General features: G+C 70.6%; 18 protein-coding genes and 2 pseudogenes. 10 read left to right on the top strand and 10 right to left on the bottom strand.

The window, feature by feature from the left end; all coding sequences use genetic code 11:
* The first annotated feature begins 484 nt into the window (after positions 1-484).
* Both OG329_RS38470 and OG329_RS38475 read left to right on the top strand, forming a co-directional pair.
* A pseudogene (locus tag OG329_RS38470) lies at positions 485-1325 on the top strand (hypothetical protein).
* A gap of 135 nt (positions 1326-1460) precedes the next feature.
* Positions 1461-2357, top strand: coding sequence for an aminoglycoside phosphotransferase family protein (locus OG329_RS38475; protein WP_405801458.1), 897 nt, complete (start codon positions 1461-1463; stop codon positions 2355-2357).
* A gap of 44 nt (positions 2358-2401) precedes the next feature.
* Here the strand turns inward: OG329_RS38475 and OG329_RS38480 are convergent, their stop codons facing one another.
* The 5 genes from OG329_RS38480 to OG329_RS38500 form a co-directional block, all read right to left on the bottom strand.
* A complete protein-coding gene (locus OG329_RS38480) occupies positions 2402-3349 on the bottom strand; it encodes a Gfo/Idh/MocA family protein (RefSeq protein WP_405801460.1) in 948 nt (315 codons plus the stop codon).
* 92 nt (positions 3350-3441) lie between these two features.
* On the bottom strand, positions 3442-4638 hold the full coding sequence (locus OG329_RS38485) for an ROK family protein (protein WP_405801462.1): 1197 nt from the start codon (positions 4636-4638) through the stop codon (positions 3442-3444).
* A 62-nt stretch (positions 4639-4700) separates the two neighbouring features.
* On the bottom strand, positions 4701-5567 hold the full coding sequence (locus OG329_RS38490; RefSeq protein WP_405801463.1) for a carbohydrate ABC transporter permease: 867 nt from the start codon (positions 5565-5567) through the stop codon (positions 4701-4703).
* A complete protein-coding gene (locus OG329_RS38495) occupies positions 5567-6580 on the bottom strand; it encodes a carbohydrate ABC transporter permease (RefSeq protein WP_405801465.1) in 1014 nt (337 codons plus the stop codon). The genes OG329_RS38490 and OG329_RS38495 overlap by 1 nt, the downstream gene beginning before the upstream one ends.
* A 30-nt stretch (positions 6581-6610) precedes the next feature.
* Complete coding sequence (locus OG329_RS38500) at positions 6611-8011, bottom strand: ABC transporter substrate-binding protein (RefSeq protein WP_405801466.1); 1401 nt, start codon at positions 8009-8011, stop codon at positions 6611-6613.
* A 251-nt stretch (positions 8012-8262) separates the two neighbouring features.
* Between OG329_RS38500 and OG329_RS38505 the strand changes: the two genes are divergently transcribed.
* The 4 genes from OG329_RS38505 to OG329_RS38520 are packed head-to-tail and all read left to right on the top strand — an operon-like array spanning position 8263 to position 13524.
* Complete coding sequence (locus tag OG329_RS38505) at positions 8263-9345, top strand: zinc-binding alcohol dehydrogenase (protein ID WP_405801467.1); 1083 nt, start codon at positions 8263-8265, stop codon at positions 9343-9345.
* An 11-nt stretch (positions 9346-9356) separates the two neighbouring features.
* Positions 9357-10157 carry a sugar phosphate isomerase/epimerase family protein gene (locus OG329_RS38510; RefSeq protein ID WP_405801468.1) on the top strand — a complete coding sequence of 267 codons (801 nt, stop codon included), beginning with the start codon at positions 9357-9359 and terminating at the stop codon, positions 10155-10157.
* Positions 10154-11563, top strand: coding sequence for an MGH1-like glycoside hydrolase domain-containing protein (locus OG329_RS38515; protein ID WP_405801470.1), 1410 nt, complete (start codon positions 10154-10156; stop codon positions 11561-11563). The genes OG329_RS38510 and OG329_RS38515 overlap by 4 nt, the downstream gene beginning before the upstream one ends.
* Entirely contained in the window at positions 11560-13524 is a 1965-nt protein-coding gene (locus OG329_RS38520) for a glycogen debranching N-terminal domain-containing protein (protein WP_405801471.1), read from the top strand. Before OG329_RS38515 ends, OG329_RS38520 begins: the two co-directional genes overlap by 4 nt.
* Positions 13525-13537: 13 nt before the next feature.
* On the opposite strand, the gene OG329_RS38525 is transcribed toward OG329_RS38520, so the two are convergent.
* Positions 13538-14365 carry a nucleotidyltransferase domain-containing protein gene (locus OG329_RS38525; protein ID WP_405801473.1) on the bottom strand — a complete coding sequence of 276 codons (828 nt, stop codon included), beginning with the start codon at positions 14363-14365 and terminating at the stop codon, positions 13538-13540.
* 139 nt (positions 14366-14504) lie between these two features.
* Positions 14505-16052, bottom strand: a complete 1548-nt coding sequence (locus OG329_RS38530; protein WP_405801474.1) for a hypothetical protein — start codon at positions 16050-16052, stop codon at positions 14505-14507.
* Positions 16053-16655: 603 nt separating this feature from the next.
* Here OG329_RS38530 and OG329_RS38535 point away from each other — a divergent pair.
* Together OG329_RS38535 and OG329_RS38540 are read left to right on the top strand one after the other, a co-directional pair.
* Positions 16656-17051: pseudogene (locus OG329_RS38535) on the top strand (hypothetical protein); the annotation flags it as partial.
* A 396-nt stretch (positions 17052-17447) separates the two neighbouring features.
* Positions 17448-17852, top strand: a complete 405-nt coding sequence (locus tag OG329_RS38540) for a nitroreductase family deazaflavin-dependent oxidoreductase (protein WP_405801475.1) — start codon at positions 17448-17450, stop codon at positions 17850-17852.
* A 148-nt stretch (positions 17853-18000) separates the two neighbouring features.
* Here OG329_RS38540 and OG329_RS38545 read toward each other — a convergent pair whose 3' ends face one another.
* On the bottom strand, positions 18001-18888 hold the full coding sequence (locus OG329_RS38545; RefSeq protein WP_405801476.1) for an LLM class F420-dependent oxidoreductase: 888 nt from the start codon (positions 18886-18888) through the stop codon (positions 18001-18003).
* 171 nt (positions 18889-19059) lie between these two features.
* Between OG329_RS38545 and OG329_RS38550 the strand changes: the two genes are divergently transcribed.
* A complete protein-coding gene (locus OG329_RS38550; RefSeq protein WP_405801477.1) occupies positions 19060-20007 on the top strand; it encodes an FkbM family methyltransferase in 948 nt (315 codons plus the stop codon).
* A gap of 149 nt (positions 20008-20156) precedes the next feature.
* On the opposite strand, the gene OG329_RS38555 is transcribed toward OG329_RS38550, so the two are convergent.
* The gene (locus OG329_RS38555) at positions 20157-20501 is read right to left on the bottom strand and encodes a hypothetical protein (RefSeq protein ID WP_405801478.1); all 345 of its coding nucleotides are present in this window, start codon (positions 20499-20501) and stop codon (positions 20157-20159) included.
* Positions 20502-20664: 163 nt separating this feature from the next.
* Positions 20665-21855: a S8 family peptidase gene (locus OG329_RS38560; RefSeq protein ID WP_405801480.1), complete on the bottom strand. Its 1191-nt coding sequence runs from the start codon at positions 21853-21855 to the stop codon at positions 20665-20667.
* A 157-nt stretch (positions 21856-22012) separates the two neighbouring features.
* Here OG329_RS38560 and OG329_RS38565 point away from each other — a divergent pair, with 157 nt between their 5' ends.
* Positions 22013-22984, top strand: a complete 972-nt coding sequence (locus tag OG329_RS38565) for a GlxA family transcriptional regulator (protein WP_405801481.1) — start codon at positions 22013-22015, stop codon at positions 22982-22984.
* The last annotated feature ends 6 nt before the right edge of the window (positions 22985-22990 follow it).

Consider the following 22990-nt stretch of genomic DNA (forward strand, 5'->3'; position numbering starts at 1 on the left):
AGGCTTCCTTCGATCCCTGATCGATGAATGAATCGATTCATTGAGAAGGTAGGCGGCGTCGCGGAGGTGTGTCAAGGGAGGTCACGTGAGGTCCCTTCTCAAGTACGCGGCCCGATGTCCGCACTCCGCCGAGCCTGCGGCGCGAGTCCCGTTCGCGCGGGGCACGCTCTACAACACCGCCGCCGCGCCGGCCGAAGTGGGATGGCTCGCCTCGCAAGGCCGACAGCGCCTGGGAAACAGGTCGGAGAGGACCGTCTACGCCCCCACGGAAGCGGGCCACGACGAACTCGCACGACGGCTGGACTCCCAGATCCGCCACCCGGAGCGCGAGTTCTCACAGTTCCTGGGCGCGGTCACCTATCTTGGTGCCCTCGGGGCGAGCGGCGCGGTGGAGGCCCTGGCCGAGCGTGCCGAGCGCCTGCGGCAACGCACGGCCGCCGATGAATCACGCCTCGCGGAGGCCCTGGCGGCCGGCGTACCCCGTCTGCAACGGGGCCTGGCCGGCGGCCCGCCGGACGACCCGGCCCTCGTGTCGAGTGACCGCCTCCAGGGCCGACCGGGCCGTCCGTTCCTGGTACGCGCCTATACGGGCTTCGACGACGCCACCCGCCTCGGCGGGCCACACGCGACCGCCACGCCAACCGCCGCCGACCAATACGCCGTCCAGGGGCGCCGGTTGGACCTGGTCGCGCAGTACCGGTCCACAGCCGCAGACGTCGACGGTTACTGCGACTTCCTGCGCGAGCCGGTCGAACAGTACGGTGCGCTCACGAGCACGTTGCAAGTGACGGAGGAGCCCGACGTCACGTCGAACCCGACGCTGGACGGCTACTACCCGGCGGTGCGGGAGGCGCTTGTGCGTGGGGTTCGCGTCGTCAAAGCGCGCGCACGTGAAATCGGGTACACGCACCTGCGGGTCGGATTCAACACCACTCCTCTCTTCGGCCCGGCGACCTCCTTCGTCACCGATCTGACCAGCCTCGGAGGAGAGGACTTCATCGCCGATCTGGACTACGTGGGCCCGGACTTCTTCCCCGACGTCTTCCGGCCCGTCGACGCGTCCGGCCTCGCGCACGCTGTCGAGGGACTGCTCCGGCCCCGAACGCCACCCGCACCGCCAGGCTGAGGTGATCGAGACCGTGGTGCGGGTGATCGCCGCCCGATCGAAGGAACTCCATCTGAGCGGCTACACGCATGTCGCGCTGCGCGACGCCGACAGCTCCCGACCGGGACTGTTCCATCAATTCGGGCTCACCACCGACAACTACCCTCCCAAGCCCGCCTTCGGCACCATGAAGTCGCTCGTCGAACGCTTCAGCGTCTGAAGGGGACGATGACTGTCCTGTTCCGTCGTCGCCGAGGCCGCCGGCCGAGAAAACCGATCGACAGACGAGTCCACGAGGCACTGGGATGACTCCGACCGCCTGCCGCACCGAGCGGGCCCACCACCGGAGTTGGTCTTGGCGACAGGCAGCGTGGACCCCCGCCCCGCGATCGATGCCGCACTGGCGAGGCGTCTGGTCGATACGCAGTTCCCGCAGTACGCCGAGCTGCCTCTCAAGCTGCTCGACCCGGCCGGTTCGGACCATGTGATCTACCGGCTGGGCGAGGACCTGTCCGTCCGGCTGCCCCGCCACGCGGGGGCCATCAGGCAGGCCATGAAGGAGTCCGAGTGGCTTCCCGCGCTTGCCCCGCACCTGCCACTGGCCATCCCGGTACCCGTGGCGGTGGGTGAGCCCGACTTCGGCTACCCGTGGCCGTGGGCCGTGTCCCGATGGCTGGACGGCGAGGTGGCGACTGCCGAGGCCCTGGCCGACTCGTTGCGAACCGCCGTCCAACTGGGGCGGTTCCTCAACGCCCTTCAGGCATTCGTGCCCGAGGAGTTCCCGGTCGGGGACGCGCGCGAGGACCTTACCGGTCGGCCGCTGGCCGACCGGGACCGCGCCACGCGGGCCGCTGTCGCGGAGGTCGACGGCGCGTTCGACGTCGCGGCCATGACCGAGCTGTGGGACGCGGCGCTGAGCGCCCCCGAATGGGATCGCCCTCCGGTGTGGTTCCACGGCGACTTCCACACCGGCAACCTGCTCACCGTCGACGGCCGCCTCAGCGCGGTCATCGACTTCGGCGGGCTCGGCATCGGCGACCCGGCCTGTGACCTGACCATCGCCTTCACCCTGATGTCCGCCGGGAGCCGGGCCGCCTTCCGCGCCACGCTCGGCGTCGACGACGCCACCTGGACCCGGGGCCGTGGCTGGGCCCTGGCCACGGGCCTGAACGCCTACACGTCCTATGCCGCCGTCGATCCCCGGGTCGCCGCGCAGACCACCCGCCAGATCACCGAGGCGCTTGTCGGCTGAGCCCTCGGTACCGACCGCCGGTCGGCGACCACACCCGTTCCGGCTCAGACGCCGCCCGCCGCCATCGCGATCAGCTCCTGGAGACGCAGACCGCGCGCCGCGTCGAGCGGGCCCGCGGCGCCCGAACGCACCGCGGCGGCGAACTCACGGCGCAGCACCGGCCAGCACTCCTCATGGTCCAACTCCGCCGTGTCGTAGGTCAGTTCACCGCTGGGGCCGTACAACTCGACGCGTGTACGGGCCCGGTCGAGACCCACCGAACCGGACAACGACGCCTGGCTGACCGCGCCGTCGGCGTGTTCACAGGTCAGCTCCGACCAGCGGCGCGGATCGCCCGAGCCGCGCACCGAGACGATCGGGCCCACCGCCATGTCCAGCAGATCGAGCAGATGCGGTCCGAGGTCGAGCAACGCACCTTGTTCCAGACGCCAGGGCGTGGCGAGTTCACCCGCGCGGAACGCGCCGTGCAGATAGCACGACCGCGCGCCGATGACCTCGAACTCCCCTGCCCGGCGCAGGAATTCCCTGGTGGCCGGGTGGTACCGCTTGGTGAGTACGAGCTGGGTGACCACCCCGTACTCGGACACCGCGTCGGCCACCCGGCGCGCCGCGTCGAGATCGGGCCCGAGCGGCTTCTCCAGCAGCATCGGGACCCCCGCCCGCGCCGCGCGTACGGCCAACTCGGCCTGTACGGACGGTGGTACGGCGAAGGCCACCGCCTCGCAGCGGTCGAGCAGTTCCTCGAACGACGCGGCGACCACGGCGCCGTACGGCTCGGCGGTCTCCCGCGCGGCCTCGGGACGGCGCGCCCATACGGCGGCGAGCGCCGTCTCGGGCCCGGCCGCGAGCATGCGGGCATGCATCGTCCGGGCCCAGGGGCCGGCGCCCACCAGCCCGACCCGGACCGGGCCGGGATCGGGCGTGGGGTGCGGGTCGTACGGCACGGTCTGCTCCACAACGGTCGAGAACGCGGTCGAGAACGGGCGGTCCATGAGCGGGTGATCGGCGGGTGATCGGCGGGTGATCGGCGTGGGGCGGTAGGGGTCGTGGCCCTCCCCACCCCCGTGTGGGAAGGCCACGCCCCCTACCCGTTCATCGCGGCCAGCCTGTCGTCCGCCCGGTCCGGGGCGTACAACTGCTCGACCACCATCATCGCGGCGCCGGTCAGCGCGGCCTGATCGCCGAGCCCGGAGGTCACGACGTTCAGATGCGCGGTCGTGCGCGGCATGGCGCGTTGGTACAGCAACTCCCGTACGCCCGTGAGGAACGGCGTGCCCGCGAGGTCCCCCGCGAGCACCAGCACCCCCGGATTGAGGAGCGTCACGACCGTCACGAGGACTTCCCCCACCCGCTGCCCGGCCTGCCGCGCCAGCCGGACCGCGTCCGGCTGGCCGTCCGCCAGCCGTTCGCGTACGTCGGACCCCGAGGTGGTCGGGATGCCGGCCGTCGTGAGCTGCCCGGCGATGGCGCGCCCGCTGGCGACGGCGGCCAGACAGCCGTACGCGCCGCACATGCACAGGGCGTCGGCCCGGTCGTGCAGCCGGATGTGGCCGATGTCGCCGGCGCCGCCGTCGATGCCCCGGTACGGCTCCCCGTCCACGACGACCCCGGCGCCGATCCCCGTCGACACCTTGACCAGCACGAACGCCGAGCAGTCGGGGTAGTGGACACGTTGTTCGGCGTACGCCATGAGGTTGGCGTCGTTGTCGACGATCACCGGTACGGGGGCGGTGACGGCCTTTGGCACATGGCGCGCGTACGCCTGCTGCATACGCTCCGGGATCGGGTACTGGTCCCAGCCGGGCATGATCGGCGGCTGTATGACCTGGCCGGTGGCCCAGTCGACGGGCCCCGGCACGGACAGGCCGATGCCGCACAGCCGGTCGGGCTCGACACCGGCCGTCCGCAGGAGCCCGGGGAACCAGCCCGCCAGTGTGTCGAGGACCTTGTCGGGCCCGTCGGCGATGAGCAGCGGCTCCGAGCGCTCGGCCAGGATGCGTCCCGCCAGGTCGAGGACGGCGGCGCGGCTGTGCCGGGTCTCGAGGTCGACGGCGATGACGACGGCGTGCCCGGAGTCGAACTCCAGGCGCGCGGAGGGCCGTCCGCCGGTCGACGTGCCCGTCGCGTCGCGCAGCCAGCCCGCCGCGAACAACTGGTCGAGGCGGTTGCCGACGGTGGACCGGGAGAGTCCCGTCGCGTGCTGCAACTCGCCGCGGGTGGTGGCCTGTCCGGCACGGATCAGCCGCAGCAGATGCCCGGGGCTCGCCTGGTTGGCCGGCATGTTCGTCGGTGCTCCTCGCTCTGGCTCGCTGGTTGTCTGGCCCTGGCTGTGGCTTCGCGGCCTCAGCCCTTGTCGGCGCCGCTGGTCAGACCCTCCGTCAGCAGTCGTTCGGCGGCGAAGAACAGCAGTACCACGGGGATGGTGAGGACCACGGAACCGGCCATCAGAACCGTCTTGGAGACCTCGATCCCGCCCGCGAGCTGCTGGAGCCCCAGCGAGACCGTCCATTCGTCGGGCGAAGCGGCCAGGAACAGCAGCGCGAAGAGGAATTCGTTCCACGCGATCATGAACACATACAGCCCGGTGGCCATCAGGGACGGCAGTGCGAGCGGCAGGATCACCTTCCGTACGGTCTGGAGCCGCGAACACCCGTCGAGCGCCGCCGCCTCCTCGATGCTGCGCGGGATCGTCGTGAAGTAGTTCCTCATCATGTAGATCGACACCGGCACCGTCTGTGCGATGTACACGATCGCCAGGCCCACCAGGTTCCCGGAGAGTCCGAGCTTGGCGAACATCACGAACAGTGGCACAGCCAGCAGCGTGGCGGGGAACAGATAGACGGCGAGGAACATCGCGCTGACATGCCGGCTGCCGAAGAAGCGGAGCCGGCTGATCGCGTACGCGCCGGGGACCGCCGCCGCGAGGGTCAGCAGCACCGTACCCAGCGCCACGGCGGCCGAGTTGAGCAGCATCCGCAGGAAGCCCTGGCCGCCCTCGGAGGTCGGCTTGAGGACGCTGCGATAGGTGTCGAGCGTGAAGTCCTTGGCCGCCACCCAGAGCGACCCGGGGTCCAGCAGCAGGGCGTCGATCGGCTTCACCGACAGCAGGAGCATGTAGTAGAAGGGCACGATCGTGATCGCCGCCAGGAAGGCGATGGTCACCCAGCGGGCGACGCCGAAGAAGCGCTCCTCGAACTGTGCGCGTGTCATCACGACTCCTCCTGGACTCTCTTGGCGAAGAACGTGAAGTAGATGCCGAGCAGCACCATCAGCACGGCGGCCAGTACGAGCGCCTGCGCCGCCGCCGCGCCCACGTCGAAGCGGGCGGTGAGGAAGTCGTAGACGCGTACGGCGACGACGTCCGTGCCCGCCCCGCCACCGGTCAGCAGATAGACGTCGTCGAACTTGTTGAAGGTCATGATGAAGCGCAGGACGCTCAACAGCGCGATCACGGGCATCAGTTGGGGCAGCAGGATATGGCGGAAGTTCTGCGACGGCGTCGCGCCGTCGACCCGCGCCGCCTCCTCGAGACCGTCCGGTACGGCCTGGAGCCTGGCCAGCAGGAAGAGGAACGCGAAGGGGAAGTAGCGCCACGCCTCGAAGGCGATGACGGTGAGCAGGGCGAGCGGTATGTCGAAGTGCAGCCCGAGCAGGCTCACTTCGTACGAGCGGGTGGACAGGAACGCGATGGGGTCGTCCCAGCCGAACAGCTTGCCGCCCCACGAGTTGACGATGCCGTACTGGGGGCTGAGCGCGACCTGCCAGACGAAGGCGACCGCGACGACGGGTGCCACGTACGGCAGGAGCATCGAGCCGCGCAGCAGTCCCCGGCCGCGGAACGGCTTGCGCAGGGCGAGCGCGGCTATCAGCCCGAGCACGATGGAGCCCGCGGTGGAACCGGCCGTGTAGAGCAGGGTGGTGGACAGGCTGGACCAGAATCCGGCCGAGCCGAAGACGGCGGTGAAGTTGTCCAGGGACCAGTTGCCGAACAGGCCCATGCCCTGGATGTCGACCAGCTTGGCGTGCTGGAACGCCAGCAGCACGGTCCACAGGATCGGGATGATCACCACGACCAGCACCACCAGGAAGGTGGGCGTGACGAAGGCGAGTCCCGCGCGGTTCTCGCGCTGCGCGGCGGAGGCCGGGCGGCGCTTGTCTCTGCTGGGCGGGCGGCTCTCGGTGGGAACGCGGCGCGTCTTCGCGCCGCTCGGTGCAGTGCTCATATGTATTCCTCGACGGGCGCCGGGCGGCGGTTACTGGAGTGACTTCTGGAGGGCGGAGACTTCGTCGTTCGCCTCGCGGGCGGCCTGGCGGGAGGAGATCTGGCCGGCGGTCATCGCGCCGATCGCCTTGGGGACCGGGAGTTCTCCGTTGGTGGCGCCGACGAGGGCGCCCTGGCCCTCGGTGATGCCCCAGCGCTTCATGTTGTCGACGCCGTCGGCCAGTTGGTCGAGCAGGTCGTCGGAGTAGACCTCGTTCATGGGCTTACGGGTGTCGACGCCCGCGGTGCTGGCACGCCATGCCTGCTGGTACTTCTGCGGCTCGGCGGCCGTTCCCCGGCGGACGGGGATCTTGCCCTCGGGCGCCATGCCGAACCAGTCCTCGTACCCCTTGTCCATCATGTACTCGATGAACTCGGTCGAGGCGGCGGTCTCCGCGGTCCTCGTCACCGCCCACGACGTCACCTCGCCGAACTGCGCGGGCGATCCGTCGGGCCCCGCGAGCGCGGTGACGATCCCGCTGTTGTCGGAGAGGAACGTGCCGTCCTTCTTGCACTCGGGGCAGCTCGGCAGCGCGTCCTTACGCAGTCCCGCCAGCTCGTCCAGGATGAAGGACGACCAGACGATCATGGACGAGCCGCCGGAGAAGTAGGTGGCCCGCGTCGAGTCGACGGACTGGGTGCCGGCCGGACCGTACTGGCGGCCGAGCTTGTCGTACGTGTCGAAGGCCGTCTCACAGGCGGGGGAGTCGAGCGCCACGTCGCCGGCGTCGTCGACGAGGCGGCAGTTGTTGGCGAGCGCGATGTTCTCGAAGCTCTGCTGGGTGAAGACGTCGCCGGGGTCGGTGGCCACGGAGATGCCGTCGCGGCCCTCCTTGTCGAGTGTGTCGGCGGCCTTGAGCAGCTTGTCGTACGTGTCGGGCACCGCCAGTCCCGCCTCCGTGAGCTGGTCCTGGCGGTAGAGGAGCAGTTGGAGCCAGGCGTCGGAGGGGACGGCGAGCTGCTTGCCCGCGTCGGCGGTGAGGCTCAGGGCGTTGTCGGCGAAGGTGTCCTTGCCGAGGCTGTTCACGATCTCGCCGCTGACCTCGGTGTTGAGCAGACCGTTGCTGTACATCTGCCAGACCTGGCCCATCGGTACGGCTCCGATGACGTCGGGCAGCGTGCCCGCTGCCGCCGCCGACATGATCAGTTGCGGCAGTTGGCCCTCGGACACACCGACGAGGTCCACCTGGACTCCGGTCTCCTTCTCGAACCGGTCGATGATCTTGTTGGTCGCCTCCATGCGCGGCGGCAGGTTCTCCTGCGTCCACACCGTGATCCTGTTGTCCGGCCGGGCCGGGCCGGTGTCGGCGGAACAGCCCGCCAGCACGCCGACACCCAGCACCGCCGCCAGACCGGCCGCGGTCGCCTTCGACCGCCGGATCCTTCTGCGCATGGCTCGCCCTCACCTACTCGGATCCCGAACTGCTCGGATCGTCGTGCCTTATGTTTTGGATAGCGGCATCTCAGCACTACTTCTGCGTATTGACAAGACATAAGTCTGAGATAGGTTCGACCTAAGTCCGAGCGGGGCACGTCACGCCACCTCTCGCCGGACCCTCAGCCGCCGGGCCTCAGCAGCCGGGCTCAGCGCCGGGGCCGCAACCCCCGGAACCTCAGCGCCGACCGACCTCTCGGAGTCCTTACGTGGAACGCGTCGTCCAGTTCACCGCCCCACGGCACGTCGAAGTGGCCGCGCACGCCAGTGCCCCGCTGCCGCCGGGCCATCTGCGGGTCCGCACCCGCTACTCGGGCATCTCCGCCGGCACCGAACTCACCGCCTACCGGGGCACCAACCCGTATCTGACCCGCACCTGGGACCCCGAGGCGCGGATCTTCCGCGACGGCGCCGCCGGCATCGAGTACCCCGTCGCGGGCTGGGGCTACTCCGAGGTCGGCGAGGTCACCGAGGTCTCACCCGAGCTGGAACCCGAACCCGAACCCGGCTCGGACGGCGAGTCCGCGCGGGCGGTCGGGCTGCCCCGCGTCGGTGATCTGGTCTGGGGCATCTGGGGCCACCGCAGCGAAGGCGTCGTCCCCGTCGAGCGGATGATCGGCCACACCCTGCCCGAAGGACTCGAACCGCTCGCCGGAGCCTTCGCCCGGGTCGGCGCCATCGCCTACAACGCCGTCCTCGCCGCCGACATCCATGTCGGTGAGGACGTCACCGTCTTCGGCCAGGGCGTCATCGGCCTGCTCACCACCCGCCTCGCCCAGCTCAACGGCGCCCGCGTCACCGCCGTCGACGCGCTCGACGGCCGGCTCGCCACGGCCCGCGCCTACGGTGCGAGCCGCACGCTCAACGCCCTTGACGACGCGGTCGCCGAGTCCGTACGCGAAGCCACCGAGGGCCGGGGCGCCGACGTCGCCATCGAGATCAGCGGCGCCTACCCCGCCCTCCACGAGGCGCTGCGCTGCGTCACCGTAGGGGGCCGCGTCGTCGCCTCCGGCTTCTACCAGGGCGACGGCACCGGACTACGCCTCGGCGACGAGTTCCATCACAACCGCGTACAACTGATCAGCTCTCAGATCGGCGGCGTACCACCGCAGTTGGCCGGCCGCTGGACGGTGGAACGGCTCCAGCGGACCTTCCTCGCGCTCGTCGCCGACGGCCTGGTCGACGTGGCGTCACTCGTCAGCCATGTCGTCCCCGCCGCCGAGGCCGCCGACGCCTACGCGCTCCTCGACGAACGCCCCGCCGACGCCCTCCAGATCGTCCTGGAATTCTGAAAGGTTCCCCGATGCTCAAGACCGCCTGCCAGGAGCAGTTGCTGCCGGGGGAGACCCTTCAACAGAAGTGGGACTTCGCACAGGACGCCGGATTCGACGGGATCGAACTGCGCGCCAAGGGCGACCTCCACTTCCGCGAACGCCTCCCCGAACTCCGCGCGGCCCTGCGCGACGGCGTCGTCATGCCGACCGTCTGCGTCGACATGCTCCACTTCTTCGGGGCCTTCGACGCCGGTCTGCGCCGCGACGCGATCGTGCAGCTCAAGTCCCAGCTCTCCGTGATCGCCGAACTCGGCGGACTCGGCGCCCAGACCCCGGCGTCGTACGGGATGTTCTCCCGCCGGCTGCCGCCCTTCGAGCCGCCGCGCGGCGCCGAGGAGGAGCGCGCCGTACTGCTCGACGGACTCACCGAACTCGGCGAACACGCGCGCGACGAAGGCGTGTCCCTCTTCCTGGAACCGCTCAACCGGTACGAGGACCACATGGTCAACCGGCTCGACCAGGCAGCCGAGTTGATCCGCGCCGTGGGCCTCGACTCGGTGCGTATCGGCATCGACAGCTACCACATGAACATCGAGGAGGCCGACCCGGCGGGTGCCATCCTCGCCGCCGCGCCCTACATCGGACACGCGCAGGTCAGCGACTCCAACCGGTTCCAGCCCGGCGCCGGTCATCTGGACTGGCCCGCCTGGCTCGCCGCGCTGCACTCCATCGGCTACGAGGGCTACCTCGCCGTCGAATGCCGGCTGACCGGAGACCCCGTCGAGGCCGTACGCTCCATCCCCACCCTGCTGCGCAGGTCCGGCGCATGACGGCCACCACCGCCGGCCCGTCCACGCCCCTCGTCACGGGCGGCTCGGGGACCCGGACGGGGCGACGGGCCCTGCGCGCCGCGGCGTCCCGCGTGCTGCTCGCCAACTGGACCGGCGCCTCCACCGTGCCCTCCCACACCCTCTATCCGCACCAGTGGAGCTGGGACTCCGCCTTCATCGCCGTAGGACTCTCCCGTCTCTCGCCCCGCCGCGCACAGCGCGAACTCGAAACCCTCCTCAGCGCGCAGTGGGACGACGGCCGTATCCCGCACATCGTGTTCAACCCCGCCGTGCCGCTCGACGCCTACTTCCCGAGCCCCGATTTCTGGCGCTCCAGCACCGCCGGAGCCACGGCGGGCGCACCCCGCGACATCGAGACCTCCGGGATCGTCCAGCCACCCGTGCACGCCCTCGCCGCGTGGCTCGTCCACGAGAGCGACCCCGAGACGTCCGGGCGGCGCGGCTTCCTGGCGCGCGTCTACCCACGGCTCACCGCCTGGCACGGCTATCTGCACACCAACCGCGACCTCGGCGGCCACGGCCTCGCGTCCGTACTGCACCCGTGGGAACCGGGCATGGACAACAGCCCTTGCTGGGACCGGCCGTTGGAGCGGGTCGACCCCGCCCCCGCCACCTCGTTCCGCCGGGCCGACCTCACGCACGGCGACGCGGCCGACCGGCCGACCGATCTGGACTACGGCCGCTACGTGCGCCTGGCCGCCGACTACCGTGACCGCGGCTACACGGACACCGGTGCAGGCGTCGGTGCCGCCGCTCCGCACGGCTTCGTCGTCGAGGACCCCGGCTTCAACGCCTTCCTCATCGTGTCCGAACACGCCCTGGCCGCCATCGCCCTGACACTCGGTCAGGACCCGCGGCCGCACCGCGAACGCGCCCGCGCCCTGACCACCGCCCTGGTGCGGCGCCTGTGGCACCCCGAAGCCGGCCTGTTCCTCTGCCACGACCTGCGCACCGACACACCCATCGAGGAGAAAAGCGTCACCGGCCTGCTCCCCCTGCTGGTACCGGACCTGCCCGGCCATGTCGTGGAAGCCCTGCTGCGCACCGCGTCCGGCGACCACTTCGGCCTGGGCTCCACCACGGCGCTCGCCCCCAGCTACGACCTGCGCGGCCACTCCTTCGACTCCTCCCGCTACTGGCGCGGACCGGCCTGGTTCAACATCAACTGGGCCCTCGAACGCGGACTTCGGCAGCACGGGGCGCTCGCGCGCGCCGACGACCTGCGGCAGACGATCCTCACCTCGGCCGGCGCCTCCGGCTTCGCCGAGTACGTCGACCCGCGCACCGGCCGGGCACGCGGCACAGCCGACTTCAGTTGGACCGCGGCCGTCGTGCTCGACCTGCTGGCACGCACCGAGGAGCCGGGGAAGGGCGCGGGCCGATGAGCGCCGCACCCCAACTCCTCGTCCACGCGGGCACGTTCGCCGCGCTCGACGGTGCCGGCGACATCACCGGCACCCGTGGCAGCTCGCCCGACGGCCTCTTCGTCCGCGACGCGCGCCACCTCAGCCGGTGGCGGCTCACCGTCGACGGAGCCGTACCCACCGTCCTCGTCCCCGGCGCGCCCACCGGCGGCACGGTGGCGGTCCTCACCGCGAGCAGCACCCGCGACGAACCCTCCAACTGGACGCTGCTGCGCCAACAGGCCCTCGTCGCGGGCCGGTTGGTGGAGCGCGTACGGATCATCAGCAACATCGCCCGGGACACCACGCTCGCCGTCACCGTCGAGGCCGACGCCGACTTCGCCGACCAGTTCGAGCTGCGCGGCGACGGCCGTACGTACGACAAGCCCGGCGCCGCCCGGGACATCCACACCGTCCCCGGCGGCATCGAGTTCACCTACCGGCGCGGCGGCCGGCGCTCCTCCACCACGCTCACCGCGACCCCCGCGCCGACCGCCGTCACGGACCACGGCACCGGCCGCGACCTCACCTGGCACCTGCCGCTGCCCGCCCACGGCAGCGCCGAACTCACCCTGACCGTCACGGCGCGCGCCCACGGCGCCGCCGAACCATCGCCCGCCCCGAGCGGCCCCGAGGAGGCACAGGAGTACGTACGGCGCGAGAGCGCGCGGCTGTGGCCGGACCCCGTGCTCCCGGCCGACGACGACACCCCGCGCGGCCGGGCGCTCGCCCGCGCCTGCGCCCAAGGACTCGCCGATCTCGCTCTGCTGCACATTCCGGCCACCGGTCCGGACGGCGAGGACCTGCGCGTGCCCGGGGCCGGAGTCCCCTGGTTCCTCACGCTGTTCGGCCGCGACTCGCTGCTCACCTCGTTCTTCGCCCTGCCCCATCTGCCGCGCGTCGCCGAGTCGACCCTCCTCGCGCTCGCCGCGACCCAGGCCACCACCCACGACCCGGCGGCCGTCGCCCAGCCCGGCAAGATCGTGCACGAGATCCGCCACGGCGAGCTGTCCCACTTCCGGCAGGTCCCGTACGCCCGTTACTACGGCTCCGTCGACAGCACCCCGCTTTTCGTCGCGCTCCTCGCCGCCCACGCCGCGCGGACCGGGGACCCCACTCTCGCGCGCCGCCTCCAACCGCACGCCCGCGCCGCCGTCCGCTGGATGTTCGAGCACGGCGGACTCGACCGGCACGGCTATCTCGTCTACACCTGCGATCCCGGCGGTCTGCTCAACCAGAACTGGAAGGACTCCGCCGGCGCGATCTGCTTCGCGGACGGTACGCGGGCGACGGGCGCCATCGCCGTGGCCGAGGCCCAGGGTTACGCGTACGACGCCCTGCGCGGCGCGGCGGCCCTCGCCCGTACGGCATGGGACGACGACCGTTGGGCGGACCAACTGGACGCGGCGGCAAGGCGGTTGCGGTCCCGCTTCCACGACGACTTCTGGATGCGCCGCAGCGACTTTCCCGCCCTCGCCCTCGACGGCGCGGGCCGCCAGGTCGACGCGCTGGCCTCGGACGCCGGCCATTTGCTGTGGTCGGGCATCCTCGACGGTGAGCGGGGCCGGATCGTCGGCAGGCGGCTGCTGGAGCCCGACTTCTTCTCGGGCTGGGGCATCCGCACCCTCGCGGCGGGCCAGGCGCCGTACCACCCGCTCTCCTACCACCGGGGTTCCATCTGGCCGCACGACAACGCCGTCATCGCGCTCGGACTCGCCCGCCACGGACTGCACGACGAGGCCGCGCGGGTGAGCGACGGTCTCCTCGACGCGGCGGCGGCGCACGGCGACCGGCTGCCGGAGGTGATCGCGGGCCACACCAGACAGGACGGCCACGGACTCGTCCCATATCCGCACTCCTGCTCGCCGCAGGCATGGGCGGCGACCACCCCGCTGGCCCTGCTCACGGCACTGCGGGCCGCACCCGCGAACCCCCACCCGTAGTGGCCGCCGGAACTCACCCCTTGGCCAGCAACTCCGCGATCTCGTCGTGCAGTTGGAGCGGCAGTCGGGTGCCCCAGCGCGCCGCCGCCTCGGCGGCCAGCTCCCGGCTCCACCGCCAGCTCTCCATCGCCGCCGAGCGCAGCTCGCCGGGCCGCGCCCCGCCGGTGGTCTCGAGATAGCGCGCGCGGTCGGCCTCGGGGAGGTCCTGCTCCAGCGCACGGCTCGGCGTGAGCCAGTGCGCCGTGGAACCGCGCAGCAGCCGGCACAGCTTCAGTTGGAGGGGCGCGACGACGGCGTGCAGGAGGTTGTACGCGCGGGCGATCTCGCCGCGTGCCGCCACATGGGCCAGCATCAGCGTCCAGTTGGCGAGTTCGTCGCACAGCTCCTGGGCCGTGGCCACCGGCTCCGGCGGCCGGAAGCCGGCGAGCCGGCGCGCGGCGGCGGTCAACCGCCCGCCCCGGTCGAGAAGGACTGCGGAGTCTGGGTCGGGGAGATGCACCATCCCCTCCCACGACGCGATGCTGCCGATGCCCGGCCCCGCCGGGTCGACGTGGAACTCCCCGCGCATCAGGTCATCGAAGACGACGGCGAGGACGCCGTACATATTCAGGTGGGCCAGCTTCAGCGGGGCGATCCGCGCCACGAACTCCCGCCCGTCGAAGCTGTCCGCGTCCGCGTCGCGTACGAACAGATACGCGTCGATGTCGGAGTGCTCGTCCGACTCGCCGAGGGTCCACGACCCGTACAACAGGACGCCTTCCAGGCGCGGTTCGGCCTCGGCGATCTCGCGCAGCCGCTCGACGCGGCGATTGAGGACCGGGGCGGGTGATACGTACGACACGGGGGCTGGTCTCTCCTGGGATCGGGTGAGGGCACACGAACGCGGTCCGGTGATCGCCGGACCGCGCTCGTGTGCTCGGCTCAGGTCATTCCACGCCGGGGATCGTACGGGACATCCGCCATCCCACCGGGACGCCGTACTACCTGGACAGCAGCGGCTCCAGCGGGTCCGCAGGCTGGATGGAGTCGAACGGGTCCGTCTCCACCACATAGCTGCAGTACGTGTATGTGTAGCCGGGATCGATCGACATCCCGTCCGACGTGCTCGTCACGTCGTCGGCCGCGTCCCCGGAGTGCTTGAGCAGGAAGTGGTAGTCGCCGACCGGCAGGCGCAGCGTCTTCTTCGGGTAGCCCTTGCCGGAGTCCTTGCACGCCTTGTCGACGGCGTCGTAACTGGAGTAGTTCTCGCAGTTGCCGCACGCCCCTATCTTGATCGTGCCGGTCACGGGTCCGGTGTAAAGGATCTCCACCGCGTCCGGGGCGTCGTTGCTGATCACCACCTCCAGCCCGGCACCACCGGGCGCGTTCTGAGGCGGCAGGCGCTTGCCCGCCGCCGCGCGCTCCGTGGCGATCTCGGCGGCGATGGCGATGTCCCGCGCGCGATCCTTGCGGTCACTGTTCTTGTAGGTGGACGTGAACGACGTCAGCGTCTCCATGGCGAGATCGAAGTGCTTGTCCTTGAACTGGTCCACGCCGCACGCGTAGGTCCCGGACTCCACGGCCGACGCGGCGCTCTTCTTCAGGGCCGCGGTGTCCGTCTCGAAGGACTTCACCAACTCGGAGATGTTCTCCAACTCCGTTGTGGACGCGCACGGATCGGCTCCGCCCAGTGTCTTGGCGCGCTGCTTGATGGCGGCGTCGACAGCCGGCTTCACCGCCGCCGCCTGCGCCGACTCGGGGAACGTGGAGATGAGTTCGGCCAGTTCACCGCGGTCCGTACCCGACCCGCCCGCGGCCAGTCCCGTCTTCCCGCACTCCAGGAGCGAGGTGGCCAACGGCTGGTCGGGCCACTTGGCCAGTCGGCCGAGCAGATCGCCGTCGACCGAATCGGGCACATCGCGCAGGTACTTGAGAGGTTCGACGGCCGCGCAGTACTCCTTCTCGGCGTACGGGAGTGACACGGCGTCGTAGAACGTGTCCAGTCGCTCGGGCACGAGCTTGCCCGCCCTCGAACCGCCCTCGTTCTCGCCGAGTTCACGGTAGACGCCGAGGGCGGAGTCGAATCCCGCGGTCTTGTCCTTGCTGTCACCGTCGCGCAGCGCCTCGACCTTCTTGTCGGCGTCGGCGAGCCTGTCGAGCAGCATCCGCTCGACTGCCTCGTCCTGCGCCGCTTCGTAGGCGACGGCCCCGCCCACCGGAATCGCGAGCAGTACGAGGGCCAGGGCGACGGCCACGGCGGGCCGTACGGCGGGGAGCACCAGCGGCGGTCGCGGGGCCGGACCACGCGCACGCCGGGCGCCGTCGAGGGCCGCGCCGATCAGCACCAGGGCGTACAGGACGACGAACAGAACCGGGACGCCGTCGGTGTCGGCGGGCAGCACGAGGAGCAGGAACAGCGCGGTCGCGGCCAGGTTGACGGCCAGTCGGAGCCGGTCGCGGATCAGGACGTAGCCGAGCCCGAGACCGGTGAGGTTGAGCAGCGCCACGGCGGCGACATGGCCGGACGCGGCCGGAGGACCGAGGGGCACGGGCGGCGGCGGAGGTGGAGGAGGCGGACCGAAGCCCGGAATCTGGGGCGGCGGACCGAAACCCGGCGGCTGGGCCGGCGGCGGTGGTGCCACCGGAGGCTGGGCCGGTGCGGGTGGTGTCAGCGGTCGCGCCGGTATCGACGGCGGTACGGCATCGGTGGGCCCGTCAGCGCTCGTACCCCTGTCCGCGCGCGGGTCCGCGCCCTCGTCCGGACCCGTCTCTTTCTCGTCACTGTCTCTCCCCGTCGCCATGTGCCCCCCAGGTGTCCTGTTCCGCAGCGTTCCACTGCTACTCCATACAGTGAACGTCAAGGTCGGTGCGGTGCAAGGCGGTTGGGAGACAGCGGCCGGCTCCGGCGGGGCCGGCCGGGCTCCGCGCGCCGGTACCGGATTTCTGTCAGGGAGATGGATTAACGCACTCGAACTCTGGCCAGAATGATGGCGTGACAGTGTGTCGGCGAACTACATAATAATACGTTGAGGCGCCCCAAAGGATCACTCATTCTGCTCTCCGGGAATCGCCCCGACCATCACACACTCTTCACAATCAGTATTACGCCCCAGGCCACCGGGCCACCATTGAACGGCGCGAGGAGAGCGGCCGTGCATGATGAATTCCTGTGCCATGTCACCGCCTACGGAGTCAGTGGCGGACAGCGTATAGGCGTCCCTCTGGGAACGTATCGCGCACCCACTCTGTCACTTGCACTGTGGTGGTTACGGGACCGGGCGACCTGGATCGCGGAACGCCTCGATCCGAGCCCCGACAACGACAACTTTCCCGCCCGTGCGCTCGCCCCCCTGGCCGACACCGTCCCTGACGTACCGCAGATGCTGCGGGCCTGGCGCGACAATCAGGCCCATCAGGACCGGGTCGCGGAACATCTGGCGGCGGGTCACCTCATTCGCGTCGCCACCCGCGACGAAACCACGGAATACGAACTTCTCGCGGAATCCGTCGACGCCCTGCGGATGGACCGCGCCAGCCCGTCATTGGTCGACGAGTCGGAAATCCCCGGGGGTTACGAAGCCGCTTACGACGGCGCATACGACGGCGCATACGCCGACGGCCCCGCGCGCGAGGATGAGTACGGTTACGCGTACGCATCTGTAAAGCCTCCGGAAGCCGCCGGGAAATGGCGCCCGCGGGAGGACTCCTTCACCGACAGTGGCGCCGACACGCTGCAACTGGGCAGACTGCCCCGATAATCACGGGACCGACCCTTCGGAATAACCGTCTCCACAGCGTCGTTCACCGTCTCGCACACGCGGCGCGCGGCGCGCGCCGCACAACAGCCGCCACCGCGCGGACGTTGCTACGGTCGGTTTCGCACGGGCTCGAGGCTGTCCCCCCGGCCGCCACGGGCAGAGCGAGACCAGTTAAGGAGACGGCAGATGCTGTTCGGGCAAGAGCATGTGAAGCGCTACCAGGAGACGGACGGCGAGGTGGGACATGTGTGGGAGAACGGCACTACCACGCTGATCCTCACCACCACCGGCCGTAAGAGCGGCGAGCAGCGCAGCACCCCCCTCATCTACCGGACCCACGGTGACGACCTGCTGGTCGTCGCCTCCCACGGTGGCGCCGACGTGTCGCCCCTGTGGTACCGCAACATCGAGGCGGACCCCGAGGTCCATGTACAGGTGAAGGGCGACCGCTTCACCGCCCGCGCGCGCACCGCGACCCCGCAGGAGAAGCCGGAGATGTGGCGGAAGATGGCCGAGGTCTGGCCCGCGTACGACGAGTATCAGACCAAGACGGACCGGGAGATCCCCGTGGTCGTCCTGGAACGCGTCTGACCGTTCCGACCGTGCGCCGGCCGTCGAAGGGGCGTCGGCGTGGTCTTCGCTTCCGCGAAGCCGCTCACTCGAGACCCGGATGAACCCAAGCCCGCCGACGTCAACGCGGTTACGTCGGCGGGCTCTTGACGGTACGTCAGCTCGAACGTCAGCTTCTCGGCGTCAGTTCCAGCGCCTCGGCCAGCGTGCGCCACTCGGCGAGCGGCAGGTCCTTGGCCCGGTCGCCCGACAGGACCTGGAGCGCCAGATGGTCGGCGCCCGCGTCCACGTACTCCTCGACACGGGCACGCACCGCCCCGGCGTCGCCCAGCGCGAAAAGCGCGGCCAGCAGCCGGTCGCTGCCGCCGTCCGCGAAGTCGCCCTCGGTGAAGCCCAGTCGGAGCAAGTTGTCGGTGTAGTTGGGCAGTTGGAGATACATCGACAGCATGCCGCGCGCGACCGTACGGGCCCGCTCGAGGTCCGTGTCGAGTACGACGGTCAGCTCGGGCGCCAGCAGCGCGTCCGGGCCGAGTGCCGCGCGCGCCTGTGCCGTGTGTTCCGCCGTGACGAGATAGGGGTGCGCGCCCACCGCACGGTCCGCCGCCAGCTTCAGCATCTTCGGGCCGAGCGCGGCGAGTACGCGCTGCGACGCGGGCACCGGGTCGGGGGCGGCGTCCAGGGCGTCGAGGTAGTCGACCATGGCCGAGTAGGGCCGTGCGTAGTTCGGGGTGAATCCGCGGTGGCTGACGCCCAGCCCGAGGACGAAGCGCCCCGCCGTGTCCCGCTGGATCCGCGCCGTCCGTTCGGCGACGGCCGGTGCCTCGTGCTCCCAGATGCTGAGGATGCCGGTGGCCACGGTGATGTGCCGGGTGGCATCGAGGACGGGAACGACCTGGTCGAGCGACGGGCTGCCGCCCAGCCAGAGGGTTCCGTATCCCAGCGCGTCCAGCTCGGCGACCGCAGCCGGGACCGCCGCGACGGCGTCGGGGTCCGAAGGGTGCAGGGCCGAGCTCCAGATGCCGATCCTGCCGAAACGGGCGTTGCTGTCAGAGGGCATACCGCACGCTAACCCAGGCCCCCGGAGGTCCCCGTACACCGTCGACGGCGCGGCTCGATCATCGGCCGGGATGGTTCCCCCCGCGTTCACCGCCCCAACATCCCCCGCTCACCCGGTGTCGGCAACATCTCTCTACCCCCCGGCCACCTGTGCACGACACCAAGGAGCCCCGTGAAGATCCTCCGAAAGTTCTCAACAATCGCGACGACCGGGAAGCCGCAGGCGGGGCGGCCGGGGGCAGGGCGAGTCGGGACGCGGATCCGCGATCTCGACGAGAAGAACCGGCGGACGGCGCGGGAGGCGGCCCGGATCAGGCCCGTCACCACCTCCGACATCCTCACGACGCACCGTAAAGGCTTCCCCCACCACGGCTTGGTCGAGATCGACTCCGAGCACTGTCCGCCGTTCGTCATGTTCTGCGCGAACGACGAGGCCGTCGCCCTGGACACCGTATGGAACGGCCGTTTCGGCTACGAGTCGTCCAGCCTGCGCCACTGGAGCCGGCTCGCCGCCACCAGCCGGACGATCCTCGACGTCGGCGCGCACGTCGGCTACTACGCGATGATCGCGGCCCTCGCCGCACCCAAGGCCACGGTGCACGCCTTCGAACCGGTGCCGCCGATCCACGCGAGGCTGGCCGTCAATCACCGGGTGAACGGTCTGAAGAATCTCGTGCTGCACCAGAACGGGGTCTCCGACCACGCGGGAACCGCCGACATCAACATCCGCTTCCCGCTGTCGAACCTGCTCTCCACCGGCTCGTCGCTGGAGGAATTCAGCAAGCCGCTGTCCACCGCGTTCACCACCCGGGTCCATCTGCTCACCCTGGACGAGACCCTGGGGGAGACCCCGGTCGATCTGATCAAGATCGACGTCGAGGGCCATGAGCCGAGTGTCCTGGCCGGAGCGCGGGGCCTCATCAAGCGCGACCGTCCCGTGATCATCCTCGAAGCCCTGCACAAGACGATGCTCGGCAAGCTCACCGAGCCCTTCGAAGGACTCGACTACACCTTCCGCTGGATCTCGGAGTCGGACGGCCGACTCGTCCCGATAACCGGCGAGCGCCCCTTCAAGAGCCGCAATCTGATCTTCACGCCGAAGGAGCGGGAGTACGCCTGACGCCGTACGCCCGACGGCCGGCCGGGTCCGCACATGGCGCCGCCCCGGCACGCGCGTTGTCGCTCGTGGCGGGGCGGCTGGTCGGCGGACCCGACCGGCACAGTCGGCCGGCCGGGTCCGCCGGTCTGTGGTTCGGCGGCTCGTCCGGGTTAGCTGAAGACGACCGAACGGACCTTCAGCCGCTCGGAGGCCTGGCCCCCGTTGGGCCGCAGGCTGAAGTGCGGGCCTTCACAGTCGACGCCCGCGAAGACGGTCGCCGTGGCGTCCGTGTTGTTGCGGGGGGAGTGTGCCGGCGCCGTTTGCGCGCTCTCGACCTCGGGCAGCGTGATGCACTCGCGGCTCTGCGGGTTGATCAGACCCGACGTCTGCGCTGTGCCGGCCCGGTTGACGTGCTGGTAGGTGAAGTCGCCCTGGGCCGCCCCGGCCGAGGTCGGCAGGGTGATGACGAGGGCGAGGGCGCCGACGGTGGCGGCCACACTGGTACGAAGTCGCACAGGAACTCCTTGTGGTGCGGGTGGTGTGAAACAGGACGTCGAAACCCTGTCCCCGGCCGTGCGGATGTTCTCCGAACGACCCGGATCGTCCCTCGAACAGCGGGCTGCTGAATCGGTTCTTCGTGCGCCATGTGGGTATCCCGCCACCGTCGGCGCTCCGCCGTCAGAGCCCGTTGGTGAACAGGAGCCGGTTCGGCGAGCCCTCGCTGACGGCGGACAGCCGGTTCTCGGTGGCCGAGCCGCCGAGGACGCCGGCGACCTCGGCCGGAGCGGCCTGCGGGTGCGCCGCCTTGTAGAGGGCGGCCACGCCGGCGACATGGGGAGAGGCCATCGAGGTGCCGTTCAGGGCGACGTCGCCACCGCCGAGCTTGGCCGACACGATGGCGGCGCCCGGCGCGTACATCGACAGACACTTCCCGTGGTTGGAGAAGCTGGTCTGCTTGTCCTCCATGTCGGTCGCGCCGACCGTCACGACACCCTCCGCCGAGGCCGGCGAGACGGTGCACGCGTCGACCCCGTCGTTACCGGCGGCGATGACCGGCAGGACACCCTTCCTCGACAGGGCGGTCGCCGCGCTGTTCACCGCGACGGACTTCGGGCCGCCGAGCGAGCCGTTGAGCACGGCCGGCTGCTTGGCGTTGTCGGCGACCCAGTCGAAGCCGGCGAGGATTCCCGACCAGGTGCCCTTGCCCTTGCAGTCCAGGACCCGGACGCTCACCAGGTCGGCCTCGGGAGCCACACCGTACGTACGGCCGGCGACCGTGCCCGCCACATGGGTGCCGTGACCCTGGCAGTCCTGGCCCTGCCGGCCGTCGCCGACAGCGTCGTAGCCCGGCTTGGCGCGCCCGCCGAACTCGTCATGACCGAACTCGATGCCCGTGTCGAGGATGTACGCGGTGGCACCCTTGCCGGTCTGCTGCGCGGTGTACTGGCCGTCCAGCGGCAGTGCCTGCTGGTCGATCCGGTCCAGGCCCCAGGAGGAGGCGGCGGCGCGGCTGCCCGATGGCGTGGTCCGAAGCGCCTTCACCTCGGAGTCCTGCTCGACGGCCGTCACGCCGGGCGTCGCCCGGATGGTCCTGAGCTGGGCGGGGCTCAGCTCGGCCGCGAACCCGCGCAGCACGCTCGTGTACGTGAACAGGGGCTTCACCCCGGCCCGGTTGAGCAGCTTGGTGGCGTCGAACGCGGCGTCGATGGACACGATGTACCGGTCCACCAGCGGCGTCGGCGAGAGGTGCAGCGGCGCGGTGCGGGGCTGGGCGGTGGCCTCCTGCGCCGGGGTGGGCAGCGGGCCGGCGGCCACGACGACGGCGCTCGTGGCGACCAGGAACATGCTGAGTTTCAGTCGATTTTTCATGAAAGGTACTCAAACATGATCGAATTATCTTGATCGTCAGGCGGGGCGGAGGTTCACCCGACCAGATCGCCCGGCGACCAGATCGCCCGGTTCATGGCGCGATGTGTGGGCCGTACGTCGTTGACGACGCGATCGCCCACGGCGCAGGCTGAACGACGTGCAGCAGCGACGCGTCGTTTTCGTGATCTTCGAGGGATTCCAGTCGCTCGACCTCTCGGGACCCTTCGAGGTCTTCCAGCAGGCCGGCCTCGGGGGTCCGGGTTACGACTGCCGGATCGTGGCCCCCGTCGCGGGCCCGGTGCGCTCGACCGGCGGGCTGCGTGTGCACGCCGACCACGCGATCGGTGACCTGGACCCCTCGGGGATCGACACCCTGGTGGTGGCCGGCGGCACCGGGGTCGACGCCGCCGTACGGGACCCCGCCCTCGTCGGCTGGATCGCCGAGGCGGGGGCCACGGCCCGCCGGATCACCTCGGTGTGCAGCGGCGTCTTCCTGCTCGCCGCCACCGGACTGCTCGACGGCCGTCGCGTCACCACCCACTGGAGCCGCGACACCCAGCTTCGCGGGGAGCATCCCGAGCTGACCGTGGACACCCGGCCGGTCTTCGTCCGCGACGGACGGGTCTGGACGTCGGCCGGTGTGACCGCCGGGATGGATCTGGCTCTCGCGCTGGTCGAGGACGATCTGGGCCGGGAGGTCGCGCACACGGTCGCCCAGCATCTCGTGCTGTTCCTGCGCCGACCGGGCAGCCAGGCGCAGTTCAGCGTTCCGCTCTGGTCGGCGCAGCCGGCCACCGATCCGATCCGCACCGTCGTCTCGGCCGTCCACGCAGACCCCGGCTCACCGCACGGGCTGGCGGATCTGGCCGGCCGTGCCGGGCTGAGCCCGCGGCACTTCCAGCGACGGTTCACGGCGGAGCTGGGGGTGGGACCGGCCGAGTATGTGGAGCGCGTACGGGTGGAGGCCGCGCAGCGGGCACTGACCGGCGGCGACGAACCGGTCGCCACCGTCGCGCGCCGCTGCGGGCTCGGCAGCTCCGAATCGCTGCGGCGCGCGTTTCACCGCCACTGCGGCGTGACACCGACCGACTACCGGAACCGGTTCCGTTCGACCGGCGACCACGTGTGACCGCCG

The organism is Streptomyces sp. NBC_01506 (assembly GCF_045040295.1).
Taxonomy (GTDB): domain Bacteria; phylum Actinomycetota; class Actinomycetes; order Streptomycetales; family Streptomycetaceae; genus Streptomyces.